Genomic DNA, 17,647 nt, shown 5'->3' with positions numbered 1-17,647 from the left:
CGAAAGCTTCAATGCCGCGCTCAAACGCGAGCTTCTCGAGGGCCGGGCAGCGTTCCCGGACCAGGCGACCGCCTACCGGGCCGTGTTCCGGTGGGCCCACCGCTACAACACCCGCAGGCGCCACTCCGCGATCGGCAACATCACCCCGAACACCTACGAAGCCGCCTACGCGGCGACCGCGTCCGCTACCCTCGCGGAAGCGGCATAACCGAACCGACACCGTGTCCACGATCGAGGGTCAAGGCCCGCAGTGCCCTCACTGATGATCGCCGCGTCGGTACTGATCCCGCGCACGGTCAATCGGTTGATGCAAATCGTGGTCGCGGCAGTGTTCGCCCTCACGATCATCGGCGCTGCGATCGGCGAGTGGAGCTACTACCTCGTTGCCAGCGGCATCGAGCTCGCACTCCTCGCAGGGGTCATCGCCGTCGCGGTCCGATGGAAGGACACTCCACTGGTCGCGGCGCGAGACCTCGCGGCAGCCCGAACCTCCCGGGACGCGCGAGGGTGAGCCCGCGAGTGACCCGCTCACGACAAGCGCGCACGTTCCTCACCATCACCTTCAGCGCTGTCCTGCTGCTGTGCCTCCCGGCGCTGCTCGGCGTCGATGCCGACTACCTGGGGGTTGCCACGCCTCTTGCGCAGTGGATTCCCGCACTTGCGGTCATTCTTGCGGTCAGACCCGTGCGCGGCAGCCGAGCCCTACGAAGCTTGTGGCGCGCCTCACCCTTCGGCGGGGCACGCACCTGGATTGTCATCGGGCTCACCACGGCCGCCATCCTCGTTGTCGCCGCGGCGCAGATCGTTGTGGGCGTCGCCGTGGGCGTCGTCTCGTGGTCACCCGATCCCGCCCTCGGCGAAACCGCTTTGCTTGTTCTCCCCGTGGCGCTGCTCGCCTTCCTCTCCGCAACAGGTGAGGAGTTCGGCTGGCGGGGATTCCTCTGGACCCGCGTCCGAGGGAATCGTGGGTTCTGGTGGACCGCCCTCGCTGTCGGTGCCGTCTGGGCGGCCTGGCATCTCCCACTGCTCGTCGCATACGGCGCTCAGGGGGACCTGTCCTGGCGAACCGTGCTCGGAACGACGGTCGACCTCTTGGTGGCCTCACTCGTCCTCGGCGCCGGGCGCGAGCTTTCCGGGAGCGCGTGGCCGGCTGCATGGGGCCATGCACTGGTCAATTCCGTCCTCGTCTTCGCGTCGACCGCCTTCGTCACACCCGCGACGCAACTTCCCGATCCAGCGTTCTGGGTGTATAAGGCTCTCGGCTGGGCGGCGTGGGTGGGCGCGGCGGCGGGGATGCTCGCTCTTCGAAGGCGCCTCCTTATCGCACCCGCGCGAGACGTCACCGGGCGCAGCCTCGACGAAACCGAGGATGCGCTGCTGGAAGCGCTGCGCACGAGCGATGTCGACGCCCTGCGCGCTTTGCTTGCCGAGGATCTGCGTTTCCGCCTGCCCGACGGTTCGGTGGTCGATCGCGCAGCCGATCTGCACGCACACGCGTCCGGAGCACTGAGGTTTCTGCAGATCGACGAGACGCACCGAACGACGGACCAGCAGAAAGGGAAGGGAAGCACAGTGTCGAGATCACGCGTTCACGTTGTCGACCGCGGGCGCTTCGCGGAGGCGACGATGACCTATCGCCGTTCGTGGGCGATCGTCGGGGGCCGCTGGCAGGTCGTCGCGGGCAGCGCCGAGGTTGTGAACGACGAGGAAGCGGTGGCACTGTGACTACTTACGCTGAAACAACTCCTCCACCCACTGCGAGCAACTCCGATCTCCAGTACACGGTGCGGCAGGTGCTGGGGATCTGGGCCGCTGCGGCGATCCCGATGGCATCACTTGCGGCAGAGTGGGCGAACGACTTCATTCAGCGAATCGACGCGGCAATGACCAACGAGACAACCTGACGTCGGGCCCCTCGCGAGACAACATCCGCGGCCGCGGCCGCTGCCTCGACATCCGCCTCCGCGGCATTCTCCTCCTCGTCTTCGGCCGCATCCCCGGCGTTGACGTCGTCTGCGGCGCCTTCCTCGGCCCACGGCGCCCTCCGCGGCGTCTTCGCTCTCCCCGGATTCCTTCACATCGCCCGCGGGCAAAGAGCGGATCGAAGTGACCGTCGTCGACGAACCACTCAAAGCCAGGTCTATAAAGCGCGTCGGACGCGGGTCGCTCTACGCCCGACTCGAGTTCGAGCAAGGCGTCTCGGGAAAGTGTCACGACAAGGGCGGCTCGATGCTCTCAACGCATGCCCGTTACGCGTGACATCCAGTGTCATCCCACCGCGTTACCGACAGCTCTTGCCGACCGTCACGCCAGGGTCAGGAACAGCTTCTCCAGCTCGTCGACCGTCAACCGCTCCGCGACGTCGGCGTCGTCGGCATCCGGATCCGCGATGCACTGCTTCATCGCGGTCGCGATGATCGCGAAACCCGCGCGGTCGATCGCGCTGCTCACGGCGGCGAGCTGCGTGACGACATCGCGGCAGTCGCCGCCGCCCTCGACCGCGGCGATCACGGCGGCGAGCTGACCCTGCGCGCGGCGGAGTCGGTTGGCGACCTTCTTCACGGCCTGGGGGTCGTGCAGACTGCGGTCACTCATGCGTCTCTCCTCTGTCGGGCGTCGGCGCGGTCGCCTCTCGGCCGGCCAGCCAGGTGCGGTATCCGCCGTCGAGGTTACGCACGTCGTGGCCGAGTTGCGTCAGCAGCCGCGCGGCCGTGTGCCCGCGCTGCCCGACCTGGCAGTGCACGATCACCGGGCCGTCGGGGATCTCGTCGTGGCGGGCACGGAGTTCGTCGAGCGGCAGGTTGACGGCCCCCGGGATGGCGCCCGCGGCGTGCTCGGCGGCGGTGCGCACGTCGATGAGCGTCGCACCGTCGGCGAGCGCGGCGGGCAGCTCGTGCCACTGCACGGCACCCGTCGTCCCCTCGGCGAAATTCTGGGCGACGTAGCCGATCATGTTGACCGGGTCCTTCGCCGACCCGTACTGCGGTGCGTAAGCGAGTTCGAGCTGCGAGAGAGCGGATGCCGTGAGCCCGGCCGCCATCGCGACCGCGATCACGTCGATGCGCTTGTCGACGCCGTCGCCGCCGACGATCTGCGCCCCGAGGATGCGGTCCGACGCGGGGTCGACGAGCAGCTTCATCGCCATCGTCTGCGCCCCCGGGTAGTAGGTCGCGTGGGAGGCGGGGTGGGTGTGGATGACACGGTGGGCCCGGCCTTCGGCGCGCAGACGTCGCTCGCTCGACCCGACGAAGGCGACCGTCGTGCCGAACAGTCCGAGCACGGCGGTGCCGAGCGCGGGGCGCGCCTCGGAGGGGTCGAGGCCCACGATGTCATCGGCGATGGCGCGGCCGTGCCGGTTGGCGAGTCCCGCCATCGTGACCAGGGTCGGCTCACCATCGAGGTGGTCGCGCTTCTCGACGCCGTCGCCGGCGGCCCAGACGTGCGGGGCGGAGGTGCGCTGTCGCCCGTCGACCGAGATACCTCCCGACGGCCCCACCTCGATGCCGGCGAGGGCAGCGAGCCCGCGGTCGGGGCGCACACCGCTCGCCTCGACGACGAGCACGGCCTCGAGCGTGCTCCCGTCGTCGAGCCGCACGGTGCCCGCTTCGGCGCCGACGATCGTCGCGCCGAGCCGCACGTCGACGCCCGCCTCGCGCAGCACCGCGAGAAGAGGGGCCGCCATCTCGGGGTCCAGGGGCGACAGCACCTGACGGCCGCGGCTCACCAGCGTCACGTGCGCCCCGCGCGCGACGAGGTTCTCGACCGCTTCGAGGCCGATGAACCCCGCCCCCGCCACGACGACCCGTGGCGCGGGGCCGGCGCCCTCGAGCACGTCGACCACCCGGTCCACGTCTTGCACGCTGCGCAGCGTGTGGGTGGGGACTCCGCCCGCGGAGGGCCCCGGAGCGGCCGCGGCCCCGGTGGCGATGACGAGGTCGTCGTAGGCCTCGACGGACTCAGTGCCCGCAGCCACGTCGCGCACGGTCACCGTTCGCGCAGCCGTGTCGATGGCCGTCACCTCGTGACCCACACGCACGTCGAGGGCGAAGCGGGCGGCGAGCGACTCCGGCGTCTGCAGGAGCAGCGACGACCGATCCGCGATCACGCCGCCCACGTGGTACGGCAGCCCGCAGTTCGCGAACGACACGTGCACGCCCCGCTCGAAGACCGTGATCTCGCGCGTCTCGTCGAGTCGCCGCAGCCGCGTCGCGGCACTCATGCCCGCGGCGACTCCCCCGATGATGATCGTCCTCATGGCATCCAGTGTATACCCCCGGGGGTATAGTGAAGCCTGTCGCAGCCGCGACCGAGAACGGAGGGATGCCGAAGATGTGCCGACAGGTGACGTGCAGGACGTGCGGGAAGACGACGTGGGCCGGGTGCGGCCAGCACGTCGATCAGGTGATGGCGGGCGTCCCTCGGCGCGACCGCTGCGAGGGGCACCAGAAGCAGCCCGCCGAGGGCGGCTTCTTCGCCCGGTTGTTCGGGCGCTGAGACCGGCGGCGCTTCACCGTCACCCGTCGATGCGCAGCGCCCCGGCGACCGCCTCGAGCGCACCGGGCACGAGCCGGTAGTACGCCCACGTGCCGCGCTTCGAGCGCGTGAGGAACCCCGCCTCGGTCAACACCTTGAGGTGGTGCGACACCGTGGGCTGCGAAAGCCCGACCGGCTCGGTGAGGTCGCACACGCACGCCTCTTGCTCCGCCGCGCCCGCGACGATGGACAGCAGGCGCAGCCGCGTCGGATCGCTGAGCGCCTTGAGTCGCCCGGCCAACTCTTCGGCCTCGGTGACCGACATCGCGGCACCCCCGGCGGACGCGCAGCAGGCAACGGGATCGAGCAGGGGCGGAGAGGCCATGCATCGACGATAGTCGATATTGACATCCATCGATAGATGCGGGCACGATGGGCATCGACGATCATCGATGCACGAGGAGCCCCATGTCGACGCTCACCCTCACCCCGCGGCCCCGCGTCGCGGATCGCCTCGCGGCCTTGCCCGTCGCCATCATCGGCGCGGGACCCGTCGGCCTGGCCGCCGCCGCGCACCTCGCGGACCGCGGCATCGCGTTCACCGTGCTCGAGGCGGCATCCGGACCCGCCGCCGCCGTCGATAAGTGGGGGCACACGCGCCTGTTCTCGGCGTGGCGCGAAGTCGTCGACCCCGTCGCACGGCGTCTTCTCGAGGCCGCCGGCTGGACCATGCCGGCGGAGGGACGCGCACCCACGGGCCGCGAGCTCGTCGACTCTTACCTCCGCCCGCTCGCCGAGCTGCCCGAGATCGCGGTTCACACCCGTTACGGCGCGCGCGTGAGCGGAATCGCACGCGAAGGGATGGACCGCACGCACTCCACCGGCCGCGAGAACACCCCGTTCCTCGTTCGCACCCCGAAAGGAGAGCTTCTCAGCCGCGCGGTGCTCGACGCCTCGGGAACGTACGACTCTCCCAATCCCCTTCTGTCGACGGGCCTGCCCACCATCGACGACCCGCGCATCTCGCACGCCCTCCCCGACGTTCTCGGCTCCGAGCGCGAACGCTTCGCGGGGCGGCACACGATCGTCGTCGGCGCCGGGCACTCCGCGGCGAACACGCTCATCTCGCTCGTCCGCCTGCAGCGCGACGCCCCCGGAACACGCATCACGTGGCTCATCCGCAACCCCAGCGCCGTGCGCGTGTCGTCGTCGGCGGCCGACGAGCTCGTCGGACGCGCGCAGCTCGGCGCGCGCGTCGACCGGTACGTCGAGTCCGGAGCCGTCGAGAAGATCGACTCGTTCGAGATCGACCGCGTCGAGGCCCTGCCCGCCGGCATCCGTCTCTCCGGTACGCGGCGCGACGAACCCGCCGCGATCACCGCCGATGTCGTCGTCAACGCCACCGGGTTCCGGCCCGACCTCGCCCCGCTGCGCGAGATCCGCACCGACCTGGATGCCGTGGTCGAGGCGCCGCGGCTTCTCGCTCCGCTCATCGACCCCAACGTGCACTCGTGCGGTACGGTCGAGCCGCACGGCTTCCGCGAGCTGACCCACCCCGAGCACGGCTTCTTCGTCGTCGGAATGAAGTCGTACGGTCGCGCACCCACGTTTCTCCTGGCCACCGGGTACGAGCAGGTGCGCTCGATCGCGGCGTGGCTCGCGGGAGACCTGGCCTCGGCCACCCGCGTCGAGCTGACGCTGCCGACCACCGGCGTGTGTTCGACGGATGCCGGCGGGTGCTGCTGACGTGACGTTCGTGCGAGCGCTCGAACGGGCGGACTGGGCGTCGGTCGAGGACATCTACGGCGAGGGCATCGCCGGGGGCAATGCGACCTTCGAGACCGAGACGCCGACGTGGGACGCCTTCGACCGCTCGAAGACGCGGCTCGGGCGGCTCGTCGCCGTCGACGACACCCACGCCGTCGTCGGGTGGGTGGCGGGGTCGCCGGTGTCGATCCGCGCCGCGTATCGCGGGGTCGTCGAGCACTCGGTGTACGTCGCGAGCCGCGCACAGGGGCGCGGCATCGGCACCGCGCTGCTGCGCGCGTTCATCGCCGCGACCGAGATGACCGGGGTGTGGACGATCCAGTCGAGCGTGTTCCCCGAGAACGCGGCATCCCTCCGCCTGCACGAGGGTCTCGGCTTCCGCGAGGTCGGTCGGCGCGAGCGCATCGCCCGCTCGGTCGTCGGGCCGTGGGCCGGGCAGTGGCGCGACACCGTGCTGATCGAGCGGCGCAGCACGATGAACGGTCGCACATGAGCTCTCACCCCCTGTTCACTTCGACCCCCGATGATGGAGCCACCATGACCCGTCCCACCGTTCTCTTCGTCTGCGTCCACAACGCCGGGCGCTCGCAGATGGCCGCCGGCTATCTGCAGCACCTCGCCGGCGATCGCATCGACGTGCTCTCCGCCGGATCCGCCCCCAAGGACGCGATCAACCCGACGGCGATCGCCGCGATGGCCGAGGAGGGCATCGACATCTCGGCGAACCACCCGAAGATCCTGACGGTCGACGCGGTCAAGACCTCCGATGCCGTCATCACGATGGGTTGCGGCGACGCGTGCCCCATCTTCCCGGGCAAGCGGTACGAGGACTGGGAGCTCGACGACCCCGCGGGGCAGGACCTGGATGCCGTCCGCCGCATCCGCGACGACATCAAGGGCCGCGTCGAGGGTCTGATCGCGAGCCTGACCGCGGGCTGATGCGCGAGGACTTCGTCCTCCTAGGCTTGAGCTAAGTGTCTAGCCTTCGCTGACGAGACCGTCGACCAACCCCTCCAGCGGCCCGTCCGGCAGCACGACCCACCCCTCGCGACGGGCCACGGCGAGCATCTCGGATGCCGGGGGCGAGAACCGCCCGAGCGCCCCGGCGCGGGTCGCGAGGGCGGCGATGACGGCGTCGAAGGCGTCGGCCTTGCGGACCGCCAGCGCGGCGAAGCCGCCGACGTCGAACCAGGGCGCGCGCTCGCGGAGCGCGTCGAGCAGGATCGCCCGGCGGGTGGCATCCACCCTGTATCCCGTGGTATCGAAGCCCCACAGGCGCAGCGCTCCGCCGGGGTAGACCTCGAAGAGGCGCCCCTCGGCGGCGCGGTCGACGCCGACACCGGCAGCGGCCAGACGGTGCAGCAGTCCGGCGCCGCGCAGGGCGGTCACCCCCAGCCGGTCGGTCGAGACGCTGAGCGGCCAACGGCCGATGCGCTCGCGCACGACGTGGTCGGTGTGACGGTAGACCAGCGGGCGGCGCCAGGCCGCGTGCCCCTCGACGGGTCCCGACGCGGGGATCCCGGCGACGTGGTGCGCGGCGACGAAGTCGACGAACGCGTCGGGCCAGCCGAGCGGGCAGTCCACACCGAGCCACGCGTCGCCCGAGGTGACGGATGCCACGATGTCGGCATCCTGGATCCCGATCTCGAGCCGCGTCAGGCGGGCCGAGCCGTCGGCCCACACGATCTCGGCCAGGGCCGTTCCGGGGGCTTCGGCGGCGAGGTCGACTCCGATGGTTCTCACCGACAGGAGCCTAAGCCGCTTCGGCCCCCGGCAGGCCGCGTGCACAGGTCGCCCCCGCGGGCAACACACCCCGGAAACCGGAGCCGACCTGCGAGGATCGACGCATGGCAGACGAGGACCTCCCCGATTCGCTGGAGCCGGCGATCGACGTCCCGCCGCGCGACGAACCGCCCCCGCCGCCGACCCCGAAGGGCGATCTGCGTGCCGTGTCGATCATCGCGATCGTGACGGGCGTCATCGTCATCGGGTGGTACCTCTTCGTCGTGACCGTCAGCACGGTGTCCGAGCTGCAGCAGTTGGCGTGGATCCAGATCGGCATGTGGGTGCTCGCCGCGGTGTCGACGGTGTGCGGCATCCTGAGCCTGAACGCGCGCATGGCGCGGGAGCTCGCCGCGGCGGGGTTCATCGCGGGTGTCGCCGCCGGGTTGCTCTCGATCTCGATCGGCTTCTTCAGCGGGCTCGAGCTGCTCAACTGACGCGAGGCGCCGCCCCCACGTACCGCGCCGACGGGCGGATGATCTTGCCGTCCCGCGCCTGCTCGAGGACGTGCGCCGTCCAACCGATCGTGCGGGCGAGGGCGAAGGTCGGGGTGAACGCCTCGCGCGGGATGCCGCACTGCTCCATCACCACCGCGGCGTAGAACTCGACGTTGGCGTGCAGGGGACGCTCGGGGCGTCGCGCGGCGAGCTGCCGCTCGGCCTCGCGCTGGAAGGCCAGCGCCCGCGCGACCCGCTCGCCGCCGAACCCCTCGGCGACGCCGCGCAGCAGCTCGGACCGGGGGTCGGTCGTGCGGTAGACGGCGTGACCAAAGCCCATCAGGCGTCGACCCGCGTCGAGCTCGGCCGTGATCCACGCCGCGGGGTCGTCGCCCGCGCGGTCGAGGCTGTCGAGGGCGCGGGCGGGCGCGCCGCCGTGCAGGGGACCGGCGAGAGCGCCGAGTGCGCCGCAGAGGCAGGATGCCATGTCGGCCCCCGTCGAGGCGATGACCCGGGCCGTGAAGGTCGAGGCGTTGAACCCGTGGTCCATCGTCGCGACGAGATAGGCCGTGAGCGCCCGCACGTGCGCGTCGTCGGGGCGACGTCCGGTGACGCGTTCGAGGTAGTCGGCGACGAGCCCGCGCCCGGTGGGCGTGAACCCGGGGGCGAGGGCGAGCGGCGCGAGGGCGGCGAAGGCGATCGCCTCGTCGATCCGGGCGGCCTCGTCGAGGTCGTACAGGGCCGCGGAACGGCGGACGGATGCCGCGAGCGTCCACGTCGCGCGCAGGACGGCGAGGGGTTCGTCGGCGTGACTGCGCACGGCGGCGACGAGCCTCGGCATCCGCTCATCCGCCTGCGCGCGGGCGATGCGCGTCGCGAACGAGGAGCGCTCGGCGTCGTCCGGGAGGTGCCCCAGGACGAGCAGGTGCCAGACGTCCTCGACGGTGCGCGTGCGCGCGAGTTCGACGGCCGAGTGGCCGCGGTAGTGGAAGAAGCCGGCGTCGCCGTCGACGTCGCCGACGGACGTTTCGGCCGCGACGACGCCGTTGAGGCCGCGGGGGACATCGATCAGCTCGCTCATGCGCTCAGTGTGCGAACATGACCGCGACAGCGTCAACGTTGATCGGATCAAGATGACCGCACCACTCCCCCGCCTCACCGCGGCGCAGACCGCCGCCCGTCTGGGCGTGAAGCCCGAGACGGTCTACGCCTACGTGTCGCGCGGCATGCTGCGCCGCGAGCGCGACGCGCACGGATCGACGTTCGATGCGCTCGAGGTCGAGGCTTTCGCGTCGGGCCGGAGACGCGGGGCCGCTCGGACGCCGGCGCACCCCACCGTCGGCATGCCCCTCGGCGTCGTGCAGACCGATGTCGCCGACATCGAGGACGACGAGCTGCTCTACCGCGGGCGCCGCGCGCGCGACCTGATCGACCGCCCGTTCGCAGAGGTCGTCGCGTGGCTGTGGGATGCCGAACGCCTCGACGCCCCGGACACCGCGATCGGCAGCGCCCGCGCCGTGGTCGACGCCCTGCCGTTGCACGCCGGAGCCATGGACCGCCTGCGCGCCGCGCTCACCGGCTTCGCCGCCGACGACCCGCTACGCCACGACACGTCGGCCGCCACCCTGCACCGCATCGGGTGGACCCTGCTGACCGGCCTGCCGGTCGCCCTCGGCGGCGATCCGCACCCCGACCTCGCACGCTCGCTCGTCACCGCGTGGGCGCCCGGCGCACCGGCCCCCGTGATCGACGCCGTCAACGCTGCGCTCGTGCTGCTGATCGACCACGACCTGGCCGTGTCGACCTTCGCCGCCCGGGTCGCCGCGTCGGCTCGCGCCGACGCCTACGCCGCCGTCAGCGCCGCCCTCGGTGCGGCCGACTCCCCGCTGCACATCTCGGCCGCCACCCGCACCGCACGACTGCTCACGCGAGTGCGTCGCGGCATGGACCCCGAACGGGCGCTGACCGAGGCACTACAGGACGGAAACGGCATCCCGGGCTTCGGTCACCCCCTCTACCGCGACATCGACGACCGCGCCGACGCGCTGTTCCCCCTGCTCGCGGCCCTCCCGGACGGGGAGGGGACGATGGATGCCGTGGCCCGGCTGCGCGCGGTCGTCGCCGATCGCGCGCGCTTGCAGCCCAACATCGACCTCGCCCTCGCCGCACTGGTGTCGGGCGCGCGTCTGCCCGACGACGCCGCGAGCACGATCTTCGTGCTGGGCCGCATCGCCGGATGGATCGCCCACATCGGGGCGGAGTACGCCGAGCCCGCGATGCGGCTGCGCCCGCGCGGGGAGTACGTGGGGCCGTGATGTTGCGCCGATATCTCGCCATCGCTCTTCTCGTGGTCGCCGTCGCGAGCACAGCGGGCTGCGCGCCCACGCCACACGAACCCCGGGGGAACGAGATGACGAATGGACGAGCCGAGAAGCAGGGCGACGGCACTCTTCGCACCGACCTCGCGCCCATCGCCGAGCGCTACCCCCAGCTCGCGTCGGCCGAGTCGATCGCCTGGATGGGGGGCACGACCGGGTCGTCCGACATCGGGCCGACGACGTACTGGGTGGACGTCGTGGCGGTCATCCCGCAATCCGAGGTCGAGACATTGCGAGCAACGGGGGAGCTCGACTCGGTGAAGGTCCCCGAGATGGTGTCGGGGATGCAAGACGAATTGCCGGCCGGACCCTTCGAGGGCAGTCCCGCGCTGGACGAGCTCTTCTCAACGGACGGACACAGCGCGACCGTCGCCCTGGACCCCCGCACGCGCACGATCGTGCTGTCCGGGCTCTTCGAATAGCCGACGCCGAGTCGGGGACGGAGGTCACTCTCGCGAGACGGGGAGTTCCCGTGGCACGGATCGTTCCTTTCGCCGCGACTGAACCTTCTCGGAACGCCTTCGCGGCGTGGCTGCGCGAGAATCCGCTGACGCCCGAATCGGCCCGCCCCGTCGAAGAAATCGATCGCATCATCGCCGAGAACCGGATCGCGGGAGGGTGATCTATGTCGACAGCTGCTTGGTGATGTACGCGGTCGAGCGCGATCGGCCTGACCCTCAGCGGGGCGCGCCGACGAGCGCCAGCAGGCTGCGCAACCCCTCCGGCGTGCCGGGCCAGTGCCGCTCGATCGCTGGACGCCCCGCGTGACGGATGGCGAAGCGCAGGGCCACCACCACCACGATCGCGTCGTCGGCGTAGCCGATCACGGGCACGAAGTCGGGGATCAGGTCGATCGGCGAGAGCAGGTAGACCAGCAGTCCACCGAGCCACCATCGCGTCGCGCGGGGTACCGAGGGGTCGGCGACCAGGCGACGGACGAGCCGCACGACGTCGGGCGCGAGCCGCAGCACGGCGCGCCAGTCGACCGAGCCGCCGGAACGCCGCTGCTGCACCCACAGCACGATGATGAGGGCGAGCCACAGCACGACCAGCCCGGCGACGACGCCGAGCACGACGATCAGCCACTCAGGCACGGGACGTCAGCGGTTCTCCCAGTCGCGGGCCATCTCGACCACGGCAGCGACGGCCTTCTCGGTGTCGGCGGGCGACCCGCCGGCACGGCCGGCGACCAGACCCGCGACGAACGCGCTGAGGGGCGCGGCGGGACGGGCGACGCCGTTCGCGACGTCGCGGGCGAGGTCGAGGATCAGCGACACCGGGATGTCTCCGCGGGTCAGGCCGAAACGCTGGGCGAGCGCAGCGCTCCAGTCGTCGAGCGCCTCGGGCGGCAGGGTACGGGATTCGGTCATGGCTCCTCCTCGGGCCTCTCGCAGATCGTCCCACGTATCGACGTCGCGGGTCAGGTCGGCATCCACGGCGATCGAGGCGACCTCGAGCCCGCCCAGCAGCGCGCGCATCGACGCGTCCCGCCCCGCGGCCGGAAGAGTGGATGCCGCCTCCCGCACCGCCGCGGCCCGGTACCGGCCCATGAGCCATTGCCGGCGCCCGTCGTCGAGGCACATCCCGTCGACGCCGGGTGCGAGCGGCGCGGCGAGCCGCGACATCACGTCGGCGGGCGCGACGGTGTCGCACGCCAGGACGTAGAGGTCGTCGGCATCCACTTCTCGCAGGGCGGCGACGACGGCCGCGACCGGTCCGCCGTAGGGAGGGTCCTCGCGTACCCACGTCACGTCGAGCGCCTCGTCGAGCACCGGGGCGACGACGACGACGCGTCGCGCTCCCGCCCGGCGGACCGCGGTGACGGCGGCCGACAGCAGCGTCGCCCCGCCCACCTCGAACAGGGGTTTGACGGCCCCGCCGACGCGGCTGCCGCGTCCGCCGGCGAGCAGGATCGCGTCGACGGTCACCACAGGGCGACCGTCACGAGGGCGTCGGGCGGCAGGTCGTCCTCGCGCGAGGCGATGACGGCGAGACCCTCGGCCTCGCCGAAACCTCTCGTTCCGCGGGGGGTCGGCGTCGCCCGCCACCTCTCGGGGTCGGACCGATCCAGCGACACGGGCACGTATTGCGTCCGGCCGGGTCGCGCGCGCCAGCCCCCGGCGAGCGCGACGCGCACCTGGGCGCGCCCGAGCTCGACGTCTCCCTCGAGGGCGCGCAGGGCGGGACGGACGAACAGTTCGAACGACACCGCGGCGCTGACGGGATTGCCCGGCAGGCCGAACAGCAGCGTGCCCGCCGCCGTGCGTCCGAAGCCCTGCGGCTTGCCCGGCTGCATGCGGACGCGCTCGAAGCGCATGAGGTCGCCGAGCGTGTTCTTGACCACCTCGTAGGCCCCGGCGCTCACGCCGCCCGAGAACACCACGACGTCGGCTCCGGCCGCCTCGGCCGCCGCGATCGCCGCGCGCGGGCCCTCGCCCTCGTCGCCGACGCTCGTGCGCAGCACCACCTCGGCACCGGCCTCTTCGGCCAGCCCGGCGAGCAGCACGCTGTTGGACTCGGGGATCTGCCCGCGTCGCATCGGCGCTCCCGCGACGACCAATTCCGAGCCGGTCGAGACGACGGCCACGCGCGCGGCGCGCGACACCGAGACGGTACCGACCCCGGATGCCGCGATCGCGCCGATCCGCCCGGCGGTCAGGCGCACGCCCGCGTCGACGACGAGGTCGCCGGCCCGCACGTCCGAGCCCCGGCGACGGATGTGCGCCCCGGCGCGCGGGGGAACGACGATCTCGACCGGCGAGAGGCCGCCCGCGAGGCCGTGCGCGGTGTCTTCGAACGGCACGACCGCCGTCGCGTCGGTCGGTACGGGCGCCCCCGTCATGATGCGGGCGGCGTCGGTGGCATCCAATCGCGGGTCCTGCTCGGTGCCGGCCGGTAGGTCTGCCACCACCCGCAGGGTCGCCGGACGGTCGAGGTCGCGCACCGCGAAGCCGTCCATCGCCGAGGAGTCGAACGCCGGCACGTCGACGGCGGCATGCACGGGATGCCGCAGCACCCGGCCCCGGGCCGCGGCCACGTCACGCGACTCGGCATCCAGCGGACGCACCTCCTCCAGGACGGCGTCGAGGTGCGCGGCGACGTCGATCACGCGCGGCGTCCGGCGAGGGTGGGGGGCATGGTCCTAGCGTAGGCGCGGGCGCAAGCCCGCGGTCGGCGACGGGGCGCTCGCTACGGTGGCGGCATGGACGGCTTGACCTACACCGAGGTCGGCGCGACGGCCGGCGAGATGCCCCCGGGTTACCACCACGTGCGCGCGCGCCGCGTCGTGGGTCACGACCGCGCGGATTTCGAACGCGCGGCCGACGCCCTGCTCGCCGGTGAGGCTCAACGCCGTGCCGGGGCCCGCGTGACGCTGAGCGAGACGCCGATGCGCAGCGGTACGCGCGTGACGATGCGGCTGTGGGTCTTCCGCATCCCGTGTCTGGTCGTCTGGGCCGAGCGCACCGACACCGTCGCGGGCTTCGCCTACGGCACGCTTCCCGGTCACCCCGAGCGCGGCGAGGAACGCTTCACCCTGACGCTGCAGCCGACCGGCGAGGTGGTGTTCGACATCGCCGCATTCTCGGCCCCGGGCCGCTGGTTCACGCGCGTCGGCGCTCCGCTGGGCCGGCTCGTGCAGGCGTGGATGACCCGGCGGTACCTGCGCGCGCTGGATTCCTGAGCCGGCGCGGCGGAGCCGCCCCGCGGGTCGACCGAGCGCGCTGCTATCTCACGAAACCCCGCCGCTGGCAACGCCCTCGACGAGAAGTGGGCGCTTCTCGACCCTGGCGAAGCGCTTCTCGACGACGAGACGCCGCGCGAGAGGAGAAGACCATGAACGACATCACCCCCGGCATCCCGTCCTCCGACCGGTTCGCCCGGTGACCCTCTCCACCACCCCCACCGCCGACGAAAGGCCACCGAAGAACCGCCGCCGGCGGGTGAAGTACAACCGCCGCGAGGCGATCGCCGGATACCTGTTCATCTCGCCCTGGATCGTCGGGTTCCTCGTCTTCACGGCCGGGGCGATGATCTACAGCCTCGTGATCTCGTTCTCGAGCTACAACCTCGCGACGAACTCCGCGCGGCCGGTCGGCACGTCGAACTACGCGCAGCTGTTCGACGACCCGCGGGTCGCCGTCTCGCTCGGCAACACCCTGTTCTACGCGGTCATGGCGGTGCCGCTCGAGATCGCCTTCGCGCTGTTCCTCGCGCTGCTGCTGAGCCGGGTAGGCCGGGGCGCGGGCATCTTCCGCACGCTCTACTACCTGCCCAAGATGACCCCGGCCGTGGCGACCGCGGCCGTGTTCTTCCTGCTGCTGAACGGCAACTCGGGGGCGATCAACCGCGCGCTGGGCGCGGTCGGCATCCCGGGGCCGCAGTGGTTGGTCGACCCCGCGTGGGTCAAACCGAGCATCGTCATCATGGCGCTGTGGACGGTCAGCGGCACGATGGTGATCTTCCTCGCGGCGTTGAAGAACGTCCCGGTCGACCTGTACGAGGTCGCGCAGATCGACGGCGCCGGTCCCGTGCGTCGGTTCTTCTCGATCACGCTGCCGATGATTTCGGGGGCGATGTTCTTCAACGTCATCGTGCTGACCATCGCGGCGTTCCAGGTGTTCGACCAGGCCTACCTGCTGTTCTGGCGCGACCAGAGCAACGCCTCGCCCGAGGCGTCGCTGTTCTACGCGATCTACCTCTTCCAGCAGGCGTTCCGTCAGTTCGACTTCGGTTTCGCCGCGGCCATGGCGTGGCTGCTGTTCGTCATCATCCTGCTCATCACCCTCGTGCAGGTGCGCCTCGGCAACCGCTTCGTCTACTACGAGGGAGACCGCTGATGACCGGCACCCTGCAGACCCCGGGCGTCGCGCAGGCGAGGCCCGAGCTCGCGGCATCCGCCACCCGGCCCCCGCGGTGGCGCCGCGTCCTGTCGCAGCCGAAGACCCTCGCCGGGCGCGTGGTGCTCGCGGCCGTGCTCGTGCTGTTCGCCCTGTTGTTCCTCTACCCCTTTGCGTGGCTGCTCGCGGCGAGCTTCAAACCGCGCGGCGAGGTGTTCGACAACGCGCTGATCCCCAAGACCTTCACCCCCGGCAACTACGCCGAGGTGTGGAATCAGCTGCCCCTGCTCAGCTGGATGTTCAACAGCGTCTCGATCGCGCTGCTCGCCGCGACCACCGTCGCGGTGATGAGCTCGATCGTCGCGTTCGGCTTCGCGTACTTCCGCTTCCCCGGCCGGGGCGTGCTGTTCGGTCTGGTGCTGGCGACCATGATGCTGCCAGGTGCGGTGACGATGATCCCGATCTACCTCATCTGGAAAGAGACCGGGCTGCTCGGCACCTGGGTGCCGCTGTGGGGCATGAACCTGTTCGGCAGCGCCTTCTATATCTTCTTGCAGCGGCAGTTCTTCCTGGGCGTGCCACGCGAACTGTTCGAGGCGGCGCGGCTCGACGGGTGCAGCGCCTGGGGGCTGTTCTGGCGCATCGCGATGCCCCTGTCGATCCCCTCGTTCATCATCGTGTTCCTGTTCGAGTTCCAGGCCAGCTGGAACAACCTGCAGGCCGCGCTCATCTACCTCAACGCCGGGTCGGTCGAGGAGTTCACCGCCCCGCTCGGCATCGCCTACGCCATGACCAAGTACAGCCCCAGCGCGGGCGGTCAGGGCGACTACCAGTACGTCATGGTCGCTTCGCTGCTGGTGACCCTGCCGATGCTCCTCATCTTCGCCTTCGGCCAGCGGTACTTCGTCGAGGGCGTCGCCACCCAGGGCCGCAAAGGCTGACCCGTCCCCCCGTCCCGAAAGGACCTCTCATGCGCATACGCACACTCGCCGGTGTCGTCGCCGGCGCGGCATCCCTCGCCCTTCTCACCTCGTGCAGCGGAGGAGGGGGATCCGACCCCGCCGCCGACGTCGACTTCTCGGCCGCACCGACCGGAACCCTCGCCGCGTGGGGCTTCGAGAACGCCGACGACGTGGGTCAATCTCGTCTCGACTTCGCCGCCGGCCAGCTGCCCGACGTCGAAGTGACCCTGGATGCCACGGCCTTCGACGCCCAGAAGTTCACGACCCGCATCGCCGGCGGCGATGTGCCCGACGTCGTGCAGATGGACCGCCGCTACGTCACCACGTATGCCGCGCAGGGCCTGCTGATGCCGCTCGACGCGTGCTTCGAGGCGCAGAGCGTCGATCCGCAGCAGCGGTGGTACGCCAACGTCGTCGACGACGTCACGTACGAGGATGCCGTCTACGCGGTGCCGCAGTTCTACCAACCGCCCGCGATCCTGCTGAACATGAACGTGTTGAACGAGGCCGGGGTGACCCCCGAGCAGTTCGACACGTCCGACATGGACGGCCTGCTCGCCGCGATCGCGAAGATCTACCAGGGTTCGGGCGGATCCCCCACGCGTCTGGGTTTCGACCCGGTCGCGACGGGCCAAGGCGGCCTGTGGGTGCTCGGGATGGGTGGGCAGCTTACCGACGACACGGGCAAGCCGACGCTCGACGACCCCGCGAACGCCGCCGGCATCGACGCGTTGAAGGAGATCACCGACGCGCAGGGCGGATACGCCGCCGTCAAGAGCTTCACCGACTCGTTCGACACCTTCGGCGACGCCAACCAGTTCGCGCAGAACCAGGTCGGGGCGCAGGTGGCGAACCAGTGGTACCCGAACGTGCTCAGCGCCTCGCGCGACCGGATCTCGCTGCAGGCCGTTCCCTTCCGGGATGCCGGGGGCCAGCCGTTCTCGCTCGCCTCGGGTACGGCATTCGTCATCCCGGCGGGGGCGAAGAACCCCGCGGCGGCCTGCGCGTGG

21 protein-coding genes are annotated in these 17,647 nt (G+C 71.2%); 13 read left to right on the top strand and 8 right to left on the bottom strand.

Features of this window, described 5'->3' with window-relative positions:
- The 3 genes from DC432_RS13950 to DC432_RS13940 all read left to right on the top strand — a co-directional run.
- Positions 1–208, top strand: a 208-nt coding sequence (locus DC432_RS13950) for an integrase core domain-containing protein (protein WP_207770830.1), incomplete at its 5' end; no start/stop codon positions are given.
- Positions 209–250: 42 nt separating this feature from the next.
- On the top strand, positions 251–511 hold the full coding sequence (locus DC432_RS16505) for a hypothetical protein (protein ID WP_207770829.1): 261 nt from the start codon (positions 251–253) through the stop codon (positions 509–511).
- 8 nt (positions 512–519) lie between these two features.
- On the top strand, positions 520–1,725 hold the full coding sequence (locus DC432_RS13940) for a CPBP family glutamic-type intramembrane protease (protein ID WP_165801280.1): 1,206 nt from the start codon (positions 520–522) through the stop codon (positions 1,723–1,725).
- A gap of 579 nt (positions 1,726–2,304) precedes the next feature.
- Here DC432_RS13940 and DC432_RS13935 read toward each other — a convergent pair.
- The 3 genes from DC432_RS13935 to DC432_RS13925 form a co-directional block, all read right to left on the bottom strand.
- Positions 2,305–2,595, bottom strand: a complete 291-nt coding sequence (locus DC432_RS13935; RefSeq protein ID WP_116538395.1) for a metal-sensitive transcriptional regulator — start codon at positions 2,593–2,595, stop codon at positions 2,305–2,307.
- Positions 2,588–4,255 carry an FAD-dependent oxidoreductase gene (locus tag DC432_RS13930; RefSeq protein ID WP_116538394.1) on the bottom strand — a complete coding sequence of 556 codons (1,668 nt, stop codon included), beginning with the start codon at positions 4,253–4,255 and terminating at the stop codon, positions 2,588–2,590. The genes DC432_RS13935 and DC432_RS13930 overlap by 8 nt, the downstream gene beginning before the upstream one ends.
- 258 nt (positions 4,256–4,513) lie before the next feature.
- Complete coding sequence (locus DC432_RS13925; RefSeq protein WP_116538393.1) at positions 4,514–4,858, bottom strand: ArsR/SmtB family transcription factor; 345 nt, start codon at positions 4,856–4,858, stop codon at positions 4,514–4,516.
- An 83-nt stretch (positions 4,859–4,941) separates the two neighbouring features.
- On the opposite strand from DC432_RS13925, the gene DC432_RS13920 reads away from it, so the two are divergent.
- From DC432_RS13920 to DC432_RS13910, 3 genes are read left to right on the top strand one after another with little or no spacing between them, the layout of a single operon-like run.
- Positions 4,942–6,219, top strand: coding sequence for an NAD(P)-binding domain-containing protein (locus DC432_RS13920; RefSeq protein WP_116538392.1), 1,278 nt, complete (start codon positions 4,942–4,944; stop codon positions 6,217–6,219).
- Positions 6,200–6,733 (top strand): GNAT family N-acetyltransferase, encoded by a 534-nt coding sequence (locus DC432_RS13915; protein ID WP_116538391.1) that lies wholly within the window; start codon positions 6,200–6,202, stop codon positions 6,731–6,733. Before DC432_RS13920 ends, DC432_RS13915 begins: the two co-directional genes overlap by 20 nt.
- A 44-nt stretch (positions 6,734–6,777) precedes the next feature.
- Positions 6,778–7,179: an arsenate reductase ArsC gene (locus tag DC432_RS13910; RefSeq protein ID WP_116538390.1), complete on the top strand. Its 402-nt coding sequence runs from the start codon at positions 6,778–6,780 to the stop codon at positions 7,177–7,179.
- 39 nt (positions 7,180–7,218) lie between these two features.
- Here DC432_RS13910 and DC432_RS13905 read toward each other — a convergent pair whose 3' ends face one another.
- Entirely contained in the window at positions 7,219–7,983 is a 765-nt protein-coding gene (locus tag DC432_RS13905) for a DUF429 domain-containing protein (RefSeq protein ID WP_116538389.1), read from the bottom strand.
- A gap of 104 nt (positions 7,984–8,087) precedes the next feature.
- Here DC432_RS13905 and DC432_RS13900 point away from each other — a divergent pair, with 104 nt between their 5' ends.
- A complete protein-coding gene (locus DC432_RS13900) occupies positions 8,088–8,459 on the top strand; it encodes a hypothetical protein (protein WP_116538388.1) in 372 nt (123 codons plus the stop codon).
- Here the strand turns inward: DC432_RS13900 and DC432_RS13895 are convergent.
- Positions 8,452–9,540: a citrate/2-methylcitrate synthase gene (locus tag DC432_RS13895; RefSeq protein ID WP_116538387.1), complete on the bottom strand. Its 1,089-nt coding sequence runs from the start codon at positions 9,538–9,540 to the stop codon at positions 8,452–8,454. The two genes, DC432_RS13900 and DC432_RS13895, sit on opposite strands and share 8 nt — an antisense overlap.
- Positions 9,541–9,592: 52 nt before the next feature.
- Between DC432_RS13895 and DC432_RS13890 the strand changes: the two genes are divergently transcribed.
- Entirely contained in the window at positions 9,593–10,774 is a 1,182-nt protein-coding gene (locus tag DC432_RS13890; RefSeq protein WP_116538398.1) for a citrate/2-methylcitrate synthase, read from the top strand.
- 95 nt (positions 10,775–10,869) lie between these two features.
- A complete protein-coding gene (locus tag DC432_RS13885) occupies positions 10,870–11,259 on the top strand; it encodes a hypothetical protein (RefSeq protein WP_116538386.1) in 390 nt (129 codons plus the stop codon).
- Positions 11,260–11,514: 255 nt separating this feature from the next.
- Here the strand turns inward: DC432_RS13885 and DC432_RS13880 are convergent, their stop codons facing one another.
- Genes DC432_RS13880 through DC432_RS13870 form a run of 3 tightly spaced genes read right to left on the bottom strand, consistent with a single transcriptional unit; the run spans position 11,515 to position 13,946 of the window.
- Positions 11,515–11,931, bottom strand: coding sequence for a YkvA family protein (locus DC432_RS13880; RefSeq protein WP_116538385.1), 417 nt, complete (start codon positions 11,929–11,931; stop codon positions 11,515–11,517).
- A 6-nt stretch (positions 11,932–11,937) separates the two neighbouring features.
- Complete coding sequence (locus tag DC432_RS13875; protein ID WP_116538384.1) at positions 11,938–12,768, bottom strand: NTP transferase domain-containing protein; 831 nt, start codon at positions 12,766–12,768, stop codon at positions 11,938–11,940.
- Positions 12,762–13,946 (bottom strand): molybdopterin molybdotransferase MoeA, encoded by a 1,185-nt coding sequence (locus DC432_RS13870; RefSeq protein ID WP_116538383.1) that lies wholly within the window; start codon positions 13,944–13,946, stop codon positions 12,762–12,764. Before DC432_RS13870 ends, DC432_RS13875 begins: the two co-directional genes overlap by 7 nt.
- Before the next feature lie 93 nt (positions 13,947–14,039).
- Here DC432_RS13870 and DC432_RS13865 point away from each other — a divergent pair, with 93 nt between their 5' ends.
- The 4 genes from DC432_RS13865 to DC432_RS13850 all read left to right on the top strand — a co-directional run.
- Positions 14,040–14,519 (top strand): DUF1990 family protein, encoded by a 480-nt coding sequence (locus DC432_RS13865; RefSeq protein WP_116538382.1) that lies wholly within the window; start codon positions 14,040–14,042, stop codon positions 14,517–14,519.
- A 199-nt stretch (positions 14,520–14,718) separates the two neighbouring features.
- Positions 14,719–15,675 carry a carbohydrate ABC transporter permease gene (locus tag DC432_RS13860; RefSeq protein ID WP_116538381.1) on the top strand — a complete coding sequence of 319 codons (957 nt, stop codon included), beginning with the start codon at positions 14,719–14,721 and terminating at the stop codon, positions 15,673–15,675.
- A complete protein-coding gene (locus DC432_RS13855) occupies positions 15,675–16,616 on the top strand; it encodes a carbohydrate ABC transporter permease (protein ID WP_116538380.1) in 942 nt (313 codons plus the stop codon). The genes DC432_RS13860 and DC432_RS13855 overlap by 1 nt, the downstream gene beginning before the upstream one ends.
- 29 nt (positions 16,617–16,645) lie before the next feature.
- Positions 16,646–17,647 (top strand): ABC transporter substrate-binding protein (locus tag DC432_RS13850; RefSeq protein ID WP_116538379.1); only part of this gene is annotated, 1,002 nt, incomplete at its 3' end.

This window comes from Microbacterium testaceum, assembly GCF_003075375.1.
Classification (GTDB): Bacteria; Actinomycetota; Actinomycetes; order Actinomycetales; family Microbacteriaceae; genus Microbacterium; species Microbacterium testaceum_E.
This window is presented reverse-complemented; position numbering and strand designations above follow the sequence as displayed.

Excerpts from the sequence above, each read along its gene's own strand:
- DC432_RS13935 (WP_116538395.1), bottom strand. The coding sequence starts at position 2,595 with ATGAGTGACCGCAGTCTGCACGACCCCCAGGCCGTGAAGAAGGTCGCC.
- DC432_RS13930 (WP_116538394.1), bottom strand. The coding sequence starts at position 4,255 with ATGAGGACGATCATCATCGGGGGAGTCGCCGCGGGCATGAGTGCCGCG.
- DC432_RS13925 (WP_116538393.1), bottom strand. The coding sequence starts at position 4,858 with ATGGCCTCTCCGCCCCTGCTCGATCCCGTTGCCTGCTGCGCGTCCGCC.
- DC432_RS13920 (WP_116538392.1), top strand. The coding sequence starts at position 4,942 with ATGTCGACGCTCACCCTCACCCCGCGGCCCCGCGTCGCGGATCGCCTC.
- DC432_RS13915 (WP_116538391.1), top strand. The coding sequence starts at position 6,200 with ATGCCGGCGGGTGCTGCTGACGTGACGTTCGTGCGAGCGCTCGAACGG.
- DC432_RS13910 (WP_116538390.1), top strand. The coding sequence starts at position 6,778 with ATGACCCGTCCCACCGTTCTCTTCGTCTGCGTCCACAACGCCGGGCGC.
- DC432_RS13900 (WP_116538388.1), top strand. The coding sequence starts at position 8,088 with ATGGCAGACGAGGACCTCCCCGATTCGCTGGAGCCGGCGATCGACGTC.
- DC432_RS13895 (WP_116538387.1), bottom strand. The coding sequence starts at position 9,540 with ATGAGCGAGCTGATCGATGTCCCCCGCGGCCTCAACGGCGTCGTCGCG.
- DC432_RS13890 (WP_116538398.1), top strand. The coding sequence starts at position 9,593 with ATGACCGCACCACTCCCCCGCCTCACCGCGGCGCAGACCGCCGCCCGT.
- DC432_RS13885 (WP_116538386.1), top strand. The coding sequence starts at position 10,870 with ATGACGAATGGACGAGCCGAGAAGCAGGGCGACGGCACTCTTCGCACC.
- DC432_RS13865 (WP_116538382.1), top strand. The coding sequence starts at position 14,040 with ATGGACGGCTTGACCTACACCGAGGTCGGCGCGACGGCCGGCGAGATG.
- DC432_RS13855 (WP_116538380.1), top strand. The coding sequence starts at position 15,675 with ATGACCGGCACCCTGCAGACCCCGGGCGTCGCGCAGGCGAGGCCCGAG.